The following is a 14,625-nucleotide window of genomic DNA, read 5'->3' as shown; positions in this document are numbered from 1 at the left end:
ACGGGAGAAATATCGGTAGATTTGAATGACTTTACCAAATTTATTCTGCGTACATTGTGAGAAATATCACTTAATGGTACAAAAATTGCTATAACCCTGATCAAAATTCGATCTTTATAATATTGATATCATTAGGGGTATTTATGACAGGGCTGGCAATCAATAGTCAATCAAACGCATTTTCAATTGCAACTTTAATCTACGCGCGCTTACGTCGTGTGTCAGGACGGGTTATTGACGCATTATATGTGGTTGAAAATGTCGAATATGCACGCTTTGTTTCTAACTTGGCTTTGGCAACGGCTGATCCTGAATTATCTCGTTTGGTTGCGCGGCTTTACAGCGAGTTGAATTTGCATGAAGCTGCCGTTTCTGAAGCAGAGGAACTGACGGACAGTTCAGTACAGCCTGAAACGGCAGAAATTTTAATGAGCGAACCGACTGCGGAAGATATTTATAAAGCGCAGGTTGCACATCGTTATATCGGCGCATTGCGTTAATTCAATCCTGCTGTGAGCAGTAGGCATATATTTCCTGCTGCACACCGCCTGAAGTATCAACCATCTTTCCATGTTTCAAGAGCTGTTGAACTGTGCAGAAGGCGGTTGTTCATAGCTGAACTTTATCTGTTTGAAAGTATTCAATTCAATCAAAAATAAGGACGGATGGAAGTCCTGTTTGAAGGCTTTTTGAAAGGGGAAAGGTGAAGTTTAATTTAAACCGTTTAATTTATCTAATTGAAATGATAGATAGGAATTTGAAAATTCATTTTGAATAACATCATGCGTTTGCATTGAACGTTGAAAACTTCAACTGCCATTTGCCAAGATTCTCTGTATAATGCGTTAACTTAACGATAAGGAATCTCTCATGCACTTGGCGGCATTGCATACACCGAGCCAGATTCAACTCAACCAAGATGGTAACTTAAAACATTTCCTCACCATCGAAGGCCTTTCTAAAGAAACTCTCACAAAAATATTGGACACTGCACAGTCCTTTTTTAATGACCAAAATCAGCTGATTACCAATAACCTTTTAGAAGGCCGTACGGTGATGAACCTGTTTTTTGAAAACTCAACACGTACCCGTACCACTTTTGAAGCGGCAGCAAAACGTCTGTCTGCAAACGTATTGAACATTGATATTGCACGTTCAAGTACATCAAAAGGCGAGACACTGCGTGATACCTTGTGGAATTTAGAAGCGATGGCGACCGACATTTTTGTGGTTCGTCATTCATCGTCAGGCGCGCCGCACTTTATTGCCAAAGATGTTTGTCCGCATGTGGCAATCATCAATGCAGGCGATGGCCGTCATGCGCATCCTACGCAAGCCATGTTGGATATGTTGACGATTCGCCGTGAAACCAAAAAGAATTTTGAAGACATTTCCATTGCCATTATTGGCGATATTAAGCATTCGCGTGTTGCCCGTTCAGATGTCGCTGCATTACAAACATTGGGCTGTAAAGATATTCGTGTCATTGCGCCTAATACTTTGCTGCCTTACGGTTTTGATGATTATGGCGAAGGCATTCGTCTGTTCAACAACATGGAAGCCGGTATTCAAGACTGCGACGTGATTATTACTTTACGTATTCAAAATGAACGTATTGATTCTCCTGCGCTGTCATCTCAAGCCGAATTCTACAAAATGTACGGTTTGAATAAAGAGCGCTTGGCTTTGGCAAAACCTGACTGCATCGTGATGCATCCGGGACCAATGAACCGTGGTGTTGAAATTGACTCAAGTATTGCCGATGGCACTCAGTCAGTGATTTTACATCAGGTAACCAATGGTATTGCGGTGCGTATGGCGGTACTGGCTTTGGCAATGCAAGGTCAGTTGCAAGAAAAAGGTTTAATTGAAGCGATTGCGGTTTAAAGGATAGTCATGAGTATTGTTAAAGTTGAAAATGTACGTGTCTTAGATCCAATCAATCAAACTGACAGCGTACAGACGGTTTATATTGAAAATGGCCGATTGGTTGCCGAAAGCAATGCCGCTGAAACCATTGATGGACAAGGCAAATGGCTGATGCCAAGTATGGTTGACCTTTGCGCGCGTTTACGAGAGCCGGGTCAGCAGCAGCACGGCACTTTAAAGTCAGAAGGTAAGGCTGCACGTGCGAATGGTATTTTGCATGTGTTTACCCCGCCTGACTCAAAACCGATTGTGCAGGACAATGGCGCATTGATTCATGGCCTAGTGGAAAAAGCCATGCTAGACGGCGGCATTTATCTGCAGGTGATTGGTGCGCAAACTCAAGGCTTGTTAGGCAAGCAGCCGGCGAATATGGCAGGTTTGAAAAAAGGCGGCTGTACAGCAGTATCGAATGCCAATGCGCCATTTATGGACGATGATGTGGTGATTCGTACTTTGGAATATGCTGCGGGTCTGAACATGACCGTTGTGTTCTATGCCGAAGAACCGCAAATTGCCAAAGATGGTTGTGTGCATGAAGGCTTTGTCGCATCTCGTCAAGGTTTACCGATGATCCCTGCATTAGCGGAAACCGTAGCCATTGCAAAATATTTATTGATGATTGAAGCTACTAAAGTGCGTGCGCACTTTGGTCTGTTGTCATCAGGCGCATCTGTCGAATTAATTAAACATGCTAAAGCGAAAGGCTTGCCTGTGACTTGCGATGTAGCCATGCACCAATTACATTTAACTGATCAGTTGATTGATGGCTTTAACTCACTTGCACATGTTCGTCCGCCGCTGCGTTCTGAGCAAGATAAAGACTTGCTCCGCCAAGCAGTGAAAGACGGTGTGATTGATGCAATTTGTACGCATCATGAGCCGCTGAGCAGCTCAGCGAAAATGGCGCCATTTGCTGAAACACAGCCCGGTTTTACTGCATTTGATACCTATGTACCTTTTGGTATTCAATTGATTCAAGAAGGCCTATTAAGCCCACTGGAATGGGTTGAGAAAGTCACACTCGCACCTGCTAAAGTAGCCAATATGCAACAACGTTGGGCAGATGAAGCGGGTTGGGTACTTGTTGATCCAGAGCTTGAATGGACCATCAATAAAGACACGATTGTGTCAAATGGTAAGAACACACCATTAATTCAGCACACCGTTAAAGGTAAAGTGCTTCAAGCTTTTTATGCTGTTTAAGCTAGAGCCCAGCATTAAAATCAGTTGAGTTCTAATATTTTAATCAGACATCAAAAAAGTCAGCTTCGGCTGGCTTTTTTTATAATAATTAAAGAGAATAGATTGCAAATAGAAGAAGAGTTGAAAATCTTGACAAGTCCGAACAAATTATTACATTTGATCAAAAAATAAGCATATAAACTAAAGTACACATGAAAATAATGACAACTGCATGGAGTACAAATATGAATATAGACTTATTAGCGCTGATTAAGCAGCACGTCTCCTCGATTGTGCTGGACGGTGATACACAACACTTAACTGAAAAAAATTCAGCCATTAGTCAATTTATTCCATTCCTGTTAAATATTTTTCGATCCAAACCTGAATTTATTGATGCCTTTCAAAAACAGTTAAACCCTCGTATTAGTGATATATTTTCGGCAAATCCCACATTAAAAGATCAATTTTTGCAACATCTCGGTGGCGGTACGGCCCCAACGTCAGAAATAGAGCAAACCTTAAACCACTCTATAGCTCCAACTTTAGGGGCACTTGAAAATGAAGCGGGTTCATCTGATCCCGTCGCAATCACGCATTTACTTGATAATCATGCAGATAGCATTTTGGCGGCACTACCACAATGGGCAGTGCCTTTACTCGCAGGTTTAGGGGTAAACACTGCAGCTGGCCGTACATTACACCAAGCGCCTGTTGTTGAACCAACACCTGTTATCGTTGAAGAAAAACGCTCGAATTGGTTATTGCCAATTATTGCGCTGCTTATATTATTGGGTCTGATCGCATTTTGGTTTAAGTCTTGTACTAATAAAGAAGAACCAACCACCTCTGCAACAACGGTTGCACAGCCTGCTGCATCTCAGCCAGCACATTTGCAATTTAGCACCGGTACAGATGGGCAGTTAACCAACTGTCAAATTCAAACTGGTGATTCAAATTATCTTGAAATTTTGCAGCAACAAGTCAAACAGATCTTTAACTTTAATACGGGTTGTGGTGCTTCATCTGATGCCAGTTACCATACGCAATTTATTGATCAAGATACCATTCCAACGGTTCTGCAAAAACTTAAAGGTGTGCCAAATACCACTTTAACCTGGACAGAAAATCAGTTATCGATTTTGTCGCAAAATCCTGCGGATGCTCAAAACCTTGCCAATCAAATTAAGCCTTTAGCAAAAAATATGACGGTATTGGTTCAAGAAGGCGTGAGCGAACAAACAGCAGTAGATAACAGTATTACTGATGCACAAAAAGCATTAGCGAGCATTAACCCTGAACAAGTTCGTGCGCTAGATGTTGCGACTGCGCTGAACTTACAAATTATTAATTTTGCGACAGGTTCATCTGATATTCCTGACGTGAATAAATCGATTTTAGATCAGGCGGCAGCATTGCTGCAGCGCGCTACAGAAGTACATCTGACTGTACAAGGTCATACCGACGCTGTGGGTAATGCGGAAGCGAATAAAGCTTTATCGCAAGAGCGTGCACAAGCTGTGGTGGATTATTTGGTGTCGAAAGGCGTAGATCCTGCACAGCTTCAAGCGGTGGGCTATGGTCAAGAAAAACCTGTGGCGGATAACAGCACCAAAGAAGGTCAATTCAAAAACCGTCGTATTGAGTTTGAAGTTTTAAATACCGAGAATGGCAAAGTACGAGATGTTACCAGTGAAGGCGTGACTGAAAAGACCAATTAAAACCGTACTAAATTAGATGATATATAAAAATCCCTGCACATGCGGGGATTTTTCTCGTCAAAGCGCTGTAATTTTGAGTAAAATACGCCCGAAGAATAAAATCATAATGGTAATTATACAATGAAAAAAATAGTCATCACGAGCCTCATGTTGTCTGCGGCATTGATATCCGGCTGTGATAATTTTAAAAATAAAAAAGATACTGAAGCCAAAACGGAAGTGCCTGCTTTGGAAGATTGGAGTTGTACTGCACAAGCCAATATTGACCAATTGCAAGATCATTTAAAAAACGAATATTTCAAAGAATTAAACAAAGAAATACGTCAGTCCGATTATGAAGCCGATCAGCAACTTATGGATCTGATTGTAAAAAATCTAAAATTTAAAATTCAAAATGTCACGACTTTAACTGAAGATCCTAATAAAGCCAAAACATTGGAATGTAGCAGCCAACTGTTGGTGGTTTTCCCGAAAGGATTACAAAAGCGTGCTGAAAACGCCTTTGCTGAACGACCATGTGACGAAGGCTGTGAAGAACGTGGTAATTATACTTTGAATGATTCACTCGAAGATGGTGAGTCAGGCTTAAGCATGGACAATGATCAGCTTAAAGGGAACTTTAGCTATAGCATCACTAAAACGGACAAAGATGGTTTGAGCCTAAGTGTACCGAGTCAAAATGACGTAATTGATAGCGTTGTCACAGTGACACGTCATGCGGTGCTATATGCGGCATATAGTGCTCAAAATAAGCGAGACGAAGAATCCTATCAGCAAGGGATGGAGAGTCAATCTCAACAAATGAGCCTTGCACAAAAGGCGATGGATATTCGTAAGAAAGAGCTAGATCAGGATAATGGCAAAGTGGTGGACCGTCTCAATCAGACTTGGGATCGTTTTAGTGATGAACAAAAGGCGCAGTTACAGCAAGATCAAGCAGACTGGTTTGAAAAGCGTGATATCGACTGTAAAGTGCTTGCACAAAAAAGTGTTTATTCATTAAATGAAAGTGAAAAAGAGACTTATCAAAAGCATTCGCAATACTGGGATGATGCGATGAATACGCAAAATCAAGAGTTGCAATATACCAAATGTTTTAATCAGAAAACTACAGAACGAATTGTGTATTTAAATAACGTGTTTAATTGATCTAAAAGAAGAAAAGCCCTCAATGGAGGGCTTATTTTTGAATCTTAGTTTATTGCTTGATGATCAAAACAGGAATTGGGCACTGCGTTAAAATATTTTGTGCTACGCTGCCCAGCATGGCTTTTTTTAAACCTGTGCGTCCATGTGAACCCATGATGATTAAATCTGCAGAGATTTCATCAGCCACTTGTAAAATCCCTTCTGTTGGCGATACACCATGAATCAAACGGGTTTTAACTTCGATACCATCACGTACAAAGGTTTGTTTGATATCTTCTAAACGCAGCTGAGCACTTTTTTCAGCTTGCATAAAATATTCAGTGATTGCAGGTGCAACAGCATAGAAATCGACACCAACGAATGGATCAACAGCAACAACGCTGACAATGGTCACTTGTGCATTTTGACTTTTAGCCAAGCTGAGGGCATGTTCAACAGCAGAATATGAAATTGGAGATTCATCCACAGGGACTAAAATTTGTTGATATTGACTCATATCTGCTTCCTTAATATTTTAAATGTTATCAATCTAATCTTGCGCTATTCACGATATTGTATGAATTAGACAAAAGAGTAAGCTTTTTGGTGAAGGGTGTGCTGAATACAAAAAAGCCCACATCATGTGGGCTTAGTCATCTTAAGCTTTTACAACCAACACGGGTAATTCAGTATTGCTGAGTACATCTTGTGCGAAACTACCGAGTAGCATTTTCTTAAATCCTTTGCGACCATGTGAACCCATCACGATCAAATCGGCTTTCACTTCATTGGCTGCTTCTACTACACCTTCAGCAGAAACTTGGCCTTTAATAATCTTACTTTGTGCTTCTACACCCACTTCAGTTGTAATTTGCACAGCTTCTTTTAATGCAGATTCTGCATTTGCGTAAGCTTGTACGAAATATTCTTTCATGATTGATGAAGAATAATAGAAGTCTGCATCGGTAAATGGGTCTTCAGCAACAAGGCTGATTAAAGTGAGTTGGCTGTTAAACGCCTTGGCAATAATTGCAGCTTTTTTAACTGCAGAAAACGAGATTTCTGAACCATCGACAGGTACTAAAATGTTTTGATATGACATGGAACAATCTCCTGTAATTTTGCTTTTAAACCCTATAGATTATTGATAACACATTGTCGTGAATGGTTCAATTTATTAATCTAAAAAATATTGTAAATTCATAAAATTACATAAATTAATGTCGATAAGTCGTCAAATAAATCTGAGCGAAAAACTCGGACTTTGCTCAAAAAATATTAAAATAAAATCGACTAATTTTCTCGGATTTTGAGCCTAAAAGATCAATATGAACTTTATAAAAATAAGCCTAAACTATATACAGATTTTAAATCTAAGATTTATAACAGAATTGATGCGATTGGATAGTTAGAAATGTCATATAAAGTAGGGTTGGTTGTACTCAGTATTTGTTCAGTGTTGCATTTGTCTGGTTGTCAAAACACGCAAAGCAGTACCAGAGTGATTGCAGGTGCTTTTAACTTATCGACACAAGTTCAAAAGACCTTTATCAACTTACATGCACCTGACAATGTTATTGTGCAGTCAAATATTCAATATCTACAAAATCTAAATTTAAACTTGGATATCTATCAACCTGAAACAAGTATGGCGATTGCACCCAGACCAACGATTGTTTGGATCCACGGTGGCGGTTGGGTCTCAGGTTCAAAAGAGCATGCAGGTGGATATTTTAAACGGCTCGCAGCCCAAGGCTATAATGTGGTTTCGGTTCAATATCAGTTTGCACCTGAAGCCATTTATCCCACACAGCTCAACCAAATTGATGCAGCATTGAGGTTTTTAAATCTACATGCGGCACAATATGGCATTGATTCGCAAAATATGTATTTGGCAGGGGATTCTGCAGGTGCAAATATGGCCAGTCATTATGCCGCCTTGGTTACGAATCCAGATTTTGCGCAAGCGTCAAAGATTCAGCCTGTATTAAAGCCTTCACAGCTTAAAGGGCTGATTTTACATTGTGGTATTTATGATTTAAACAGCTTTGTAAATACTGCACCCAACGAGATTGGACTGATCGAGTGGGGCGTCTATAACTTGGTTCAGGCCTATACCGGAGACAAAAAAGATGATGCCGAGTTTTTAACGCGTATTTCAACGGCCTCAAATATTAATTCAAATTATCCACCAGTATTTATCAGCGGTGGTAATAAAGATTTTTTAACCAAAACTCAATCTGAGCCTTTTGTAGAAAAATTGAAGGCAAATAATGTACCTGTGACAGCGGTATTTTATCCAGATTCGAAAGAATTTTTGGTACATGAATATCAATTTATGATGAGTAAAAAGGCCAGTCAGCAGACCTTTGATCGTACTTTAGAATTTTTGCAACAACACACACAGACCGTCAAAAATTAAAAACAGACTTAAAAGGCTTGCAGAATAATCTTTAACTTAATAACATACCTACCAGTTGGTATGTTTGTTTTGGAATGATTAATGAATTCGGTAACATTGGCCTATGGCTTACTGTCATTAGCGATTATCTCAGAAGTAATTGGTTCGACATTTTTGGTGAAGTCAGAAGGCTTTACCAAACTTGCGCCTTCATTGGCTGTCGCAGTTTTATTCTGTTTGGCATTTTATTTATTGTCTCAGGTGATTAAAGTCATACCACTTGGTATTGCTTATGCCATTTGGGCAGGTGTTGGTATTGTTTTAACTGCACTAATTGGCTACTTTATCTTTCGTCAAAGTTTAGACCTCCCAGCCATGTTAGGGATAGGCCTGATTGTTTCAGGTGTGGTCGTGATCAACCTGTTTTCAACTTCAGCTGGACACTAATATGGATAATCCGCATCAGCGTAAGAAAGAGCCTCAACTGATACGCCAAAGTATTTTGCAGCATGCAATCCGTCTTGCTGCTGATAAAGGTGTTAATGGGGTGTCGATTCAAGCCGTTGCGGATTTAGTTGGGGTTACAAAAGGTGGTGTATTTCATCATTTTTCAAATAAGCAAAAGCTCTTAGAGTCCATGATTGTGATGCTTTTGGCTCAATTAGACGAGGTCGTTGATCGTTTAATTGAGGAAGACTCTGAGCCATACGGTCGTTTTACCCGTGCCTATATTGAAATTACCTTAGAAAAACAAATCATGGGTTTGCAACAGTCATGGTCCGCGATTTCGATGACCATGCTGACCGATAAAACTTTTAATGAATATTGGATCGAATGGATGAACTCACGTTTAGAACGACATCATCAGACCGATTCGGATATAAAACTCAAAATTGTTCGTTATGCAGCTGATGGTATTTGGCTCACCGCTTTTACAGAAGTGGAAGACGAAAGTGAAACCCAATTATTAAAACAAGAACTGATCGCCCGAACGTATCGAGCGAAATAGATTAAATAACTGATGTTATAAACGTAAAAGTAATTACGCATTTTTAAAATGATTTTTAAGTCTATTCGACGGAGTCTTACATCTAGGGATTGAATAGATGGATTAGCCTTCGGCTGGAGGTACTCTTACGAAACGTTGTTTCTCATTCGGCAAAATGAGAAGCGCGCTTCGTAAGGAAACCATCTTGCGGAGCATTGCTCCCCACCGCAAAACTCGTTCACTAGTGTCTAATTATTCAAAATATCGCAAAAATATTTTTGATTAGAAGTAGTCCTATCTCAAACACTTGCGGATGACGTTACCGTGTATCATTCTTTTATTTGAAGCAAATTATTTAACTGAGGACTTAATTTCTTTTATATTTGAAAATAGCATGCACGACTAAACCAAAGACCAAACCCCAAAATGCAGAGCCAATACCAAAAAACTGTACGCCCGATGCACTAAACAAGAAGGTGAGTAGAGCGGCTTCACGTTCGCTAGCTTCTTGGAAAGCAATGACGATGTTGTGTCCAATGGTGCCAAGTAGGGCAATCCCTGCTAAAGCGGTAATAAACACCAGTGGAAAAGCGGTTAAGAAACTCACCAAAGTGGCTGCAAACAGGCCCATCAAAATATAAAAAAAGCCACAGGTCATACCTGCGATATAACGTTTTTTCTCATCGGGGTGGGCTTGGTCATCTAAACTGATGGCCGCACTAATCGCAGCAATATTGACACTAAAACATCCAAATGGCGCGAGTAGCGTTTGGGCTGTCCCAGTCCAACCAATTAGTTGATTAACGTGGGGTTGATAACCATAACTTTTAATCATAGCTAAACCCGGTAAATACTGAGAGGCCATATTGATTACAAAGAGTGGTAACGCCAAACCCAGTATTGCTGAGATCGAAAATTCAGGTGTAACCCAAACCGGCTGTGCGAGTTCTAAATTAAGCGCCGGTAATTGAAAGCCAAGTAATAATGGACAAAGCATGATGCCAATAATCACTGTGATGACAATGCTATAACGCGGTAATAATCGTTTACTGAGGACATAAGCCGCCAGTAAACCAAGAACGAATGCCCATTCATTTTGTAAACTGACAAATAACTCAATGCCAAATTTTAGGAGTACGCCTGCTAACATTGCACTGGTTAGACTTTGCGGGATATAACGCAGTATTTTTTCAAAAATGCCTAAAAATCCGAGTACTGCTGTCAATAAGCCACAGACCAAGAATGCGCCTAGAGCGGCATTCATGCTGTAACCATTTGCAGTCGCTAAAATCAGTGCCAGTCCTGCAGTGGACCATGAAGTCGCAACGGGATATTTAAATTTCCAAGACAGAATCAGCCCGCATAAGCCGATACCCAAACCTAGAGCCCAAAACCAAGAGGTTATTTCTGCGGTGTTGGCACCGAGCAGTTGTGCAGATTGGATCACCAAAACAGCCGAGACGCTGATCCCGACTAAGAACGTAATAAAACCTGCAAAAGCAGCTGGAATGGAAAAGTCTTGGAGTAGTTTTTGCATAATGATCGAGCTATAACTATTGTTGGCGCAGGTTTAAGATGACATTTTTCAGGATGATACGCTCAAGTCCTGTACAGTAAAAGTGCTCATCGAGATATTATGGAAATACTTTATTTATTCACAAACGACACTTTAACAAACAGCACTTTAATAGAACGAATCGACAACCCACATTGAGGATGTTTTATCCATTCAAAACTTTAAAGGGATATGGAATTTCCTAAGAAAAAACAGTACTACTTTGCCCATGTCAGTTACATGGTAGATGTCGCAAGCTTTAGACCGAATCCACAAAATAGAAGACCAACCGCTGTCACGCAGCATGCCGTAAATTTATAACGATGGCTAAAATAGGTGGCCAGTTTTGCACCCGAAAAGATCAAAATCGTTAAATAGCTCATACTGATAATTTGCAGCACGATCGCGAGTGCGGTGAATGTAATCGCTGGATATGGATATGCAGGATCGACGAATTGCACAAAGAACGATAAGTAAAAAAGAATGGCTTTAGGGTTTAAAATACTGATGGTTAATGCAGTCTTAAACGGTTTCAATTCATTCAAACTCAGTTGCTTGGTGTCGAGTTGTTCTGGCATTTGAACGGCATTCCATGTTTGGTAGGCAGCCTTGAAAAGTTTGATACCTAAATAACTTAAATACAGCGCACCGACAATTTTTAATAATAAGAATAACCAAGGAAAGGCATGAAGTAAGGATGCAGCACCGAGAGCGGTGAGTAAGATTAAGATCAAATCGCCAGTATAAACGCCAAAAGCGCCTAAATAGCCGACCTTAATGCCATAGCGAGAAGCAACAGACATGACATAAAGTGAATTTGGCCCGGGTAAAATCACAATTAATATCGTACCAATAATAAAGGTCGTTAAGTCTGTGATTCCAAACACTGAAGACACTCAAATAAAAAACCGAAGCTGTAGTATACAACTTCGGTTCTAAATGAAACTGAAAATTTCTAATTTAAGCTTTTATTTCAGCATCTAAGCCAAAAGTTTGACGCAGTAAGCTACTTAATTGCTCACGGGCTTTAATAAAACCATCAATACCGCCTTGTAATAGTTGGAAAGACATTAAGTCTTTTTCAACTTCAGCTTTGAAAGTTTGCTTGTCGAGCACTTGTACATCGTGTTGACAGTGTGCATGCGCATGATGATTAGACAGTTGCACTTCAACGGTACGCTGATCTTTTTCCAGTTCTGCCAATAAATTTGGTGAAACTGTCAATAAATCACAACCTGCTAAGCCAAGCACTTGATCAATACTACGGAAGCTAGCACCCATAATTTCAGTTTTGATGTCATGTTGTTTGTAGTAGTGGTAAATTTGCTTCACTGATAACACGCCTGGATCTTTCTCAATCGGGTAGCTATCCACATTTTCAGCTTTTTTGTACCAATCTAAAATACGGCCGACAAATGGCGAAATCAGCGTGACTTGAGCATCTGCACAGGCTTGAGCTTGATGCAAACCAAACAAAAGCGTCAGATTACAGTGAATGCCTTCAGCTTCAAGGGCTTTAGCGGCTTGAATGCCTTCCCACGTTGAGGCAATTTTAATTAAGATGCGGTTTTGATCGATACCATACTGTGCATATAAAGCCAGTAACTCTTTAGCTTTTGCAATGGTGGCATCAGTATCATAAGACAAGGCTGCATCGACTTCTGTAGATACACGTCCTTCGATCAATTTTAAAATTTCTACACCAAATTTGACCGTAAGAATATCGATGGTGCGCTCAACCAGCTCATCATTTTGATAACCTTCTTTACGCGCTTGTTCAAAAGCACTTTCAATCAGTTCTTTATTTTCAGGTTGATTTGCCGCTGCTGTAATTAAAGATGGATTTGTAGTCGCATCCAATGGACGGAATGTATTAATCGCAGCTAAATCACTGCTGTCAGCAACAATCGTTGTTAGGCTTTTTAATTGGTTTAACGCATTTTGAGTCATTTGAAATCTAGTTCTTAATGTTCTTGGTGTACATACTTTTATAACACAATCTGTTTAGAACCCAACCAAAAACCGCCCAATTAGGCGGTCTAAATCGTAGTTTTTCGTGAATTTCGGATGTGATTAATCAAAAAATGAGCAGCCGAGCCGAGTGGTTTTTCACGGTTCCAGACCAAGTCGACGAAATATTCAAATTTGGGTGTGAAATCTTGAAAGCTTAAGATTTTGAGTTGATCTTTGAGCGTCGGATTTTCATTAAACATCTCTAATGGAAGCACACCCCAACCCAGCCCTTGAATAATCATCGAACAGGCAGAGTGGTGGTTATCTGTACGCCAACTGTGTTTGGAAAATAACAATTCTGGTTTGATGCTTTTATCACGACTCGCGACCACGATTTGTCGACTTTGCAAAATTTGCTCAAAACTGACTTGCTTAAATTTCGACAGGGCATGTTTTGTCGCAGCAACAGGAACCAATGCTTCACGCTTCAATTCGACAAATTGTTCATAGCTCTCAAGCTGTTCACGTTCAAACATTAGAGCAAGCTGCGCTTGACCTTGTAATAGCATCTTTTGGGCATCTTCTTGAGGCGCAGAAAAAATATTGATTTGCAAAGATGGAAAATGAGTTTCTAGCAAAGAGATATAGTCGGTCCACTGAGTATGAAGCAGTTCTGATACCACCACGATATTCAGTGAAGACTCTAAACCATGACTCAGTGCAATTGCATGCTGTTTCCACTGATTGATTTCTATCAATAATTGTTCAGTTTTTTCATACAGGTTAAGCGCTTGAGCGGTGGGCACAGGCTCACGACCAACGCGCTCAAACAGTTTAAGGTTGAGATCAATTTCGAAATTGGCAATGGACATGCTGACCGCTGAAGGCACTTTGCCGAGTTGTCTGGCAGCTGCGGAAAATGATCCTGTTTCCATGACTGTTTTAAAAATCAGTAGTTGTTCTTGATTAATATTCATGTGCATATAGAAAAATAAAGGAATACAACCTTTCAATAATATTGAAAGAACCTGACTCGATTAATCAATAATATAAAAATAAAATAAGTTTTTTACAAATAATAGAGTGTTTCAAAATGACGATTTCCAAGAGAAGGATTATTCATGCGCTAAGCTATGAGATCATCCTATTGGTGATCATTGCTATTGCGTTAAGTTTTATTTTTAAAGTTCCGATGGAGGTGACAGGTACGCTAGGTATTGCGATGGCGGTCACTTCTGTGATTTGGAACATGATTTTTAATCATTATTTTGAAAAATTTGAAGCAAAAAGAAAGTTAAAAAGAACCTTTGGTGTACGTGTTCTACATGCGATTGGATTTGAGGGCGGCTTAATGCTTGCAACCATCCCAATGGTGGCTTATGCCATGAATATGACCTTATGGCAGGCAATTTTGCTCGATTTTAGTATGACCATATGTATTTTAGTCTACACATTTATTTTCCAATGGTGCTATGACCAGATCGAGGCGCACTTGGGTTACCAACCACAATATCGTTAAATTTCAACAAGAAAATCACATTGGCCTGTATTGATAAGTACAGGCCTTTTTTGCATTAAAATAGGGCATAAGTTTACAAATAACAATAGATTTCTTTCATAAGTCATTTTTCACTCAGCTCCAAGTTATAAATTCCAGCAATTAGATTGAATCTCAATGCTAGTCTTTTGCCTCGATTGCGATATCGCTCAGCAAGAATTTTGAAGGTTTTCAAACTGCCAAATACATGCTCAATTCCAATTCTTCTTT

The 14,625-nt window shown here is 39.8% G+C and carries 16 protein-coding genes; 9 read left to right on the top strand and 7 right to left on the bottom strand.

Annotated elements, in window-relative coordinates:
* Positions 1–143 precede the first annotated feature (143 nt).
* The 5 genes from FTU65_RS14055 to FTU65_RS14035 all read left to right on the top strand — a co-directional run bounded on the left by FTU65_RS14055 (position 144) and on the right by FTU65_RS14035 (position 5,981).
* Positions 144–500, top strand: coding sequence for a hypothetical protein (locus tag FTU65_RS14055; protein WP_168377769.1), 357 nt, complete (start codon positions 144–146; stop codon positions 498–500).
* A 370-nt stretch (positions 501–870) separates the two neighbouring features.
* On the top strand, positions 871–1,887 hold the full coding sequence (locus tag FTU65_RS14050; protein ID WP_180023479.1) for an aspartate carbamoyltransferase catalytic subunit: 1,017 nt from the start codon (positions 871–873) through the stop codon (positions 1,885–1,887).
* Between the two features lie 9 nt (positions 1,888–1,896).
* A complete protein-coding gene (locus FTU65_RS14045; protein ID WP_111884257.1) occupies positions 1,897–3,132 on the top strand; it encodes a dihydroorotase in 1,236 nt (411 codons plus the stop codon).
* Between the two features lie 224 nt (positions 3,133–3,356).
* Positions 3,357–4,832 (top strand): OmpA family protein, encoded by a 1,476-nt coding sequence (locus tag FTU65_RS14040; RefSeq protein ID WP_180065487.1) that lies wholly within the window; start codon positions 3,357–3,359, stop codon positions 4,830–4,832.
* Positions 4,833–4,952: 120 nt separating this feature from the next.
* Positions 4,953–5,981 carry a DUF1311 domain-containing protein gene (locus tag FTU65_RS14035; RefSeq protein WP_180065489.1) on the top strand — a complete coding sequence of 343 codons (1,029 nt, stop codon included), beginning with the start codon at positions 4,953–4,955 and terminating at the stop codon, positions 5,979–5,981.
* A 49-nt stretch (positions 5,982–6,030) separates the two neighbouring features.
* On the opposite strand, the gene FTU65_RS14030 is transcribed toward FTU65_RS14035, so the two are convergent.
* Positions 6,031–6,477 carry a universal stress protein gene (locus FTU65_RS14030; protein WP_078188616.1) on the bottom strand — a complete coding sequence of 149 codons (447 nt, stop codon included), beginning with the start codon at positions 6,475–6,477 and terminating at the stop codon, positions 6,031–6,033.
* A gap of 141 nt (positions 6,478–6,618) precedes the next feature.
* Complete coding sequence (locus FTU65_RS14025) at positions 6,619–7,062, bottom strand: universal stress protein (RefSeq protein WP_078191806.1); 444 nt, start codon at positions 7,060–7,062, stop codon at positions 6,619–6,621.
* A 312-nt stretch (positions 7,063–7,374) separates the two neighbouring features.
* On the opposite strand from FTU65_RS14025, the gene FTU65_RS14020 reads away from it, so the two are divergent.
* From FTU65_RS14020 to FTU65_RS14010, 3 genes are all read left to right on the top strand, one after another.
* Complete coding sequence (locus FTU65_RS14020; RefSeq protein WP_180010385.1) at positions 7,375–8,382, top strand: alpha/beta hydrolase; 1,008 nt, start codon at positions 7,375–7,377, stop codon at positions 8,380–8,382.
* A gap of 81 nt (positions 8,383–8,463) precedes the next feature.
* Entirely contained in the window at positions 8,464–8,808 is a 345-nt protein-coding gene (locus tag FTU65_RS14015; RefSeq protein WP_078188613.1) for an SMR family transporter, read from the top strand.
* A 1-nt stretch (position 8,809) separates the two neighbouring features.
* Complete coding sequence (locus FTU65_RS14010; protein WP_180010384.1) at positions 8,810–9,370, top strand: TetR/AcrR family transcriptional regulator; 561 nt, start codon at positions 8,810–8,812, stop codon at positions 9,368–9,370.
* A gap of 346 nt (positions 9,371–9,716) precedes the next feature.
* Here the strand turns inward: FTU65_RS14010 and FTU65_RS14005 are convergent, their stop codons facing one another.
* The 4 genes from FTU65_RS14005 to FTU65_RS13990 form a co-directional block, all read right to left on the bottom strand.
* A complete protein-coding gene (locus tag FTU65_RS14005) occupies positions 9,717–10,886 on the bottom strand; it encodes a benzoate/H(+) symporter BenE family transporter (protein WP_180010383.1) in 1,170 nt (389 codons plus the stop codon).
* A gap of 254 nt (positions 10,887–11,140) precedes the next feature.
* Entirely contained in the window at positions 11,141–11,791 is a 651-nt protein-coding gene (gene leuE / locus FTU65_RS14000) for a leucine efflux protein LeuE (RefSeq protein ID WP_180010382.1), read from the bottom strand.
* A gap of 73 nt (positions 11,792–11,864) precedes the next feature.
* Positions 11,865–12,854 carry a transaldolase gene (gene tal / locus FTU65_RS13995; protein ID WP_078191801.1) on the bottom strand — a complete coding sequence of 330 codons (990 nt, stop codon included), beginning with the start codon at positions 12,852–12,854 and terminating at the stop codon, positions 11,865–11,867.
* Between the two features lie 89 nt (positions 12,855–12,943).
* A complete protein-coding gene (locus FTU65_RS13990) occupies positions 12,944–13,834 on the bottom strand; it encodes a LysR family transcriptional regulator (protein ID WP_180010381.1) in 891 nt (296 codons plus the stop codon).
* Positions 13,835–13,950: 116 nt separating this feature from the next.
* Here FTU65_RS13990 and aceI point away from each other — a divergent pair, with 116 nt between their 5' ends.
* On the top strand, positions 13,951–14,376 hold the full coding sequence (gene aceI, locus FTU65_RS13985) for a chlorhexidine efflux PACE transporter AceI (protein WP_180010380.1): 426 nt from the start codon (positions 13,951–13,953) through the stop codon (positions 14,374–14,376).
* A gap of 103 nt (positions 14,377–14,479) precedes the next feature.
* Here aceI and FTU65_RS13980 read toward each other — a convergent pair.
* Positions 14,480–14,625 (bottom strand): transposase (locus tag FTU65_RS13980; RefSeq protein WP_368856488.1); only part of this gene is annotated, 146 nt, incomplete at its 5' end.

This window comes from Acinetobacter sp. YH12129 (assembly GCF_013418685.1).
Classification (GTDB): domain Bacteria; phylum Pseudomonadota; class Gammaproteobacteria; order Pseudomonadales; family Moraxellaceae; genus Acinetobacter; species Acinetobacter amyesii.
This window is presented reverse-complemented; position numbering and strand designations above follow the sequence as displayed.

Excerpts from the sequence above, each read along its gene's own strand:
- FTU65_RS14055 (WP_168377769.1), top strand. The coding sequence starts at position 144 with ATGACAGGGCTGGCAATCAATAGTCAATCAAACGCATTTTCAATTGCA.
- FTU65_RS14050 (WP_180023479.1), top strand. The coding sequence starts at position 871 with ATGCACTTGGCGGCATTGCATACACCGAGCCAGATTCAACTCAACCAA.
- FTU65_RS14045 (WP_111884257.1), top strand. The coding sequence starts at position 1,897 with ATGAGTATTGTTAAAGTTGAAAATGTACGTGTCTTAGATCCAATCAAT.
- FTU65_RS14040 (WP_180065487.1), top strand. The coding sequence starts at position 3,357 with ATGAATATAGACTTATTAGCGCTGATTAAGCAGCACGTCTCCTCGATT.
- FTU65_RS14035 (WP_180065489.1), top strand. The coding sequence starts at position 4,953 with ATGAAAAAAATAGTCATCACGAGCCTCATGTTGTCTGCGGCATTGATA.
- FTU65_RS14030 (WP_078188616.1), bottom strand. The coding sequence starts at position 6,477 with ATGAGTCAATATCAACAAATTTTAGTCCCTGTGGATGAATCTCCAATT.
- FTU65_RS14025 (WP_078191806.1), bottom strand. The coding sequence starts at position 7,062 with ATGTCATATCAAAACATTTTAGTACCTGTCGATGGTTCAGAAATCTCG.
- FTU65_RS14020 (WP_180010385.1), top strand. The coding sequence starts at position 7,375 with ATGTCATATAAAGTAGGGTTGGTTGTACTCAGTATTTGTTCAGTGTTG.
- FTU65_RS14015 (WP_078188613.1), top strand. The coding sequence starts at position 8,464 with ATGAATTCGGTAACATTGGCCTATGGCTTACTGTCATTAGCGATTATC.
- FTU65_RS14010 (WP_180010384.1), top strand. The coding sequence starts at position 8,810 with ATGGATAATCCGCATCAGCGTAAGAAAGAGCCTCAACTGATACGCCAA.
- FTU65_RS14005 (WP_180010383.1), bottom strand. The coding sequence starts at position 10,886 with ATGCAAAAACTACTCCAAGACTTTTCCATTCCAGCTGCTTTTGCAGGT.
- tal (WP_078191801.1), bottom strand. The coding sequence starts at position 12,854 with ATGACTCAAAATGCGTTAAACCAATTAAAAAGCCTAACAACGATTGTT.
- FTU65_RS13990 (WP_180010381.1), bottom strand. The coding sequence starts at position 13,834 with ATGAATATTAATCAAGAACAACTACTGATTTTTAAAACAGTCATGGAA.
- aceI (WP_180010380.1), top strand. The coding sequence starts at position 13,951 with ATGACGATTTCCAAGAGAAGGATTATTCATGCGCTAAGCTATGAGATC.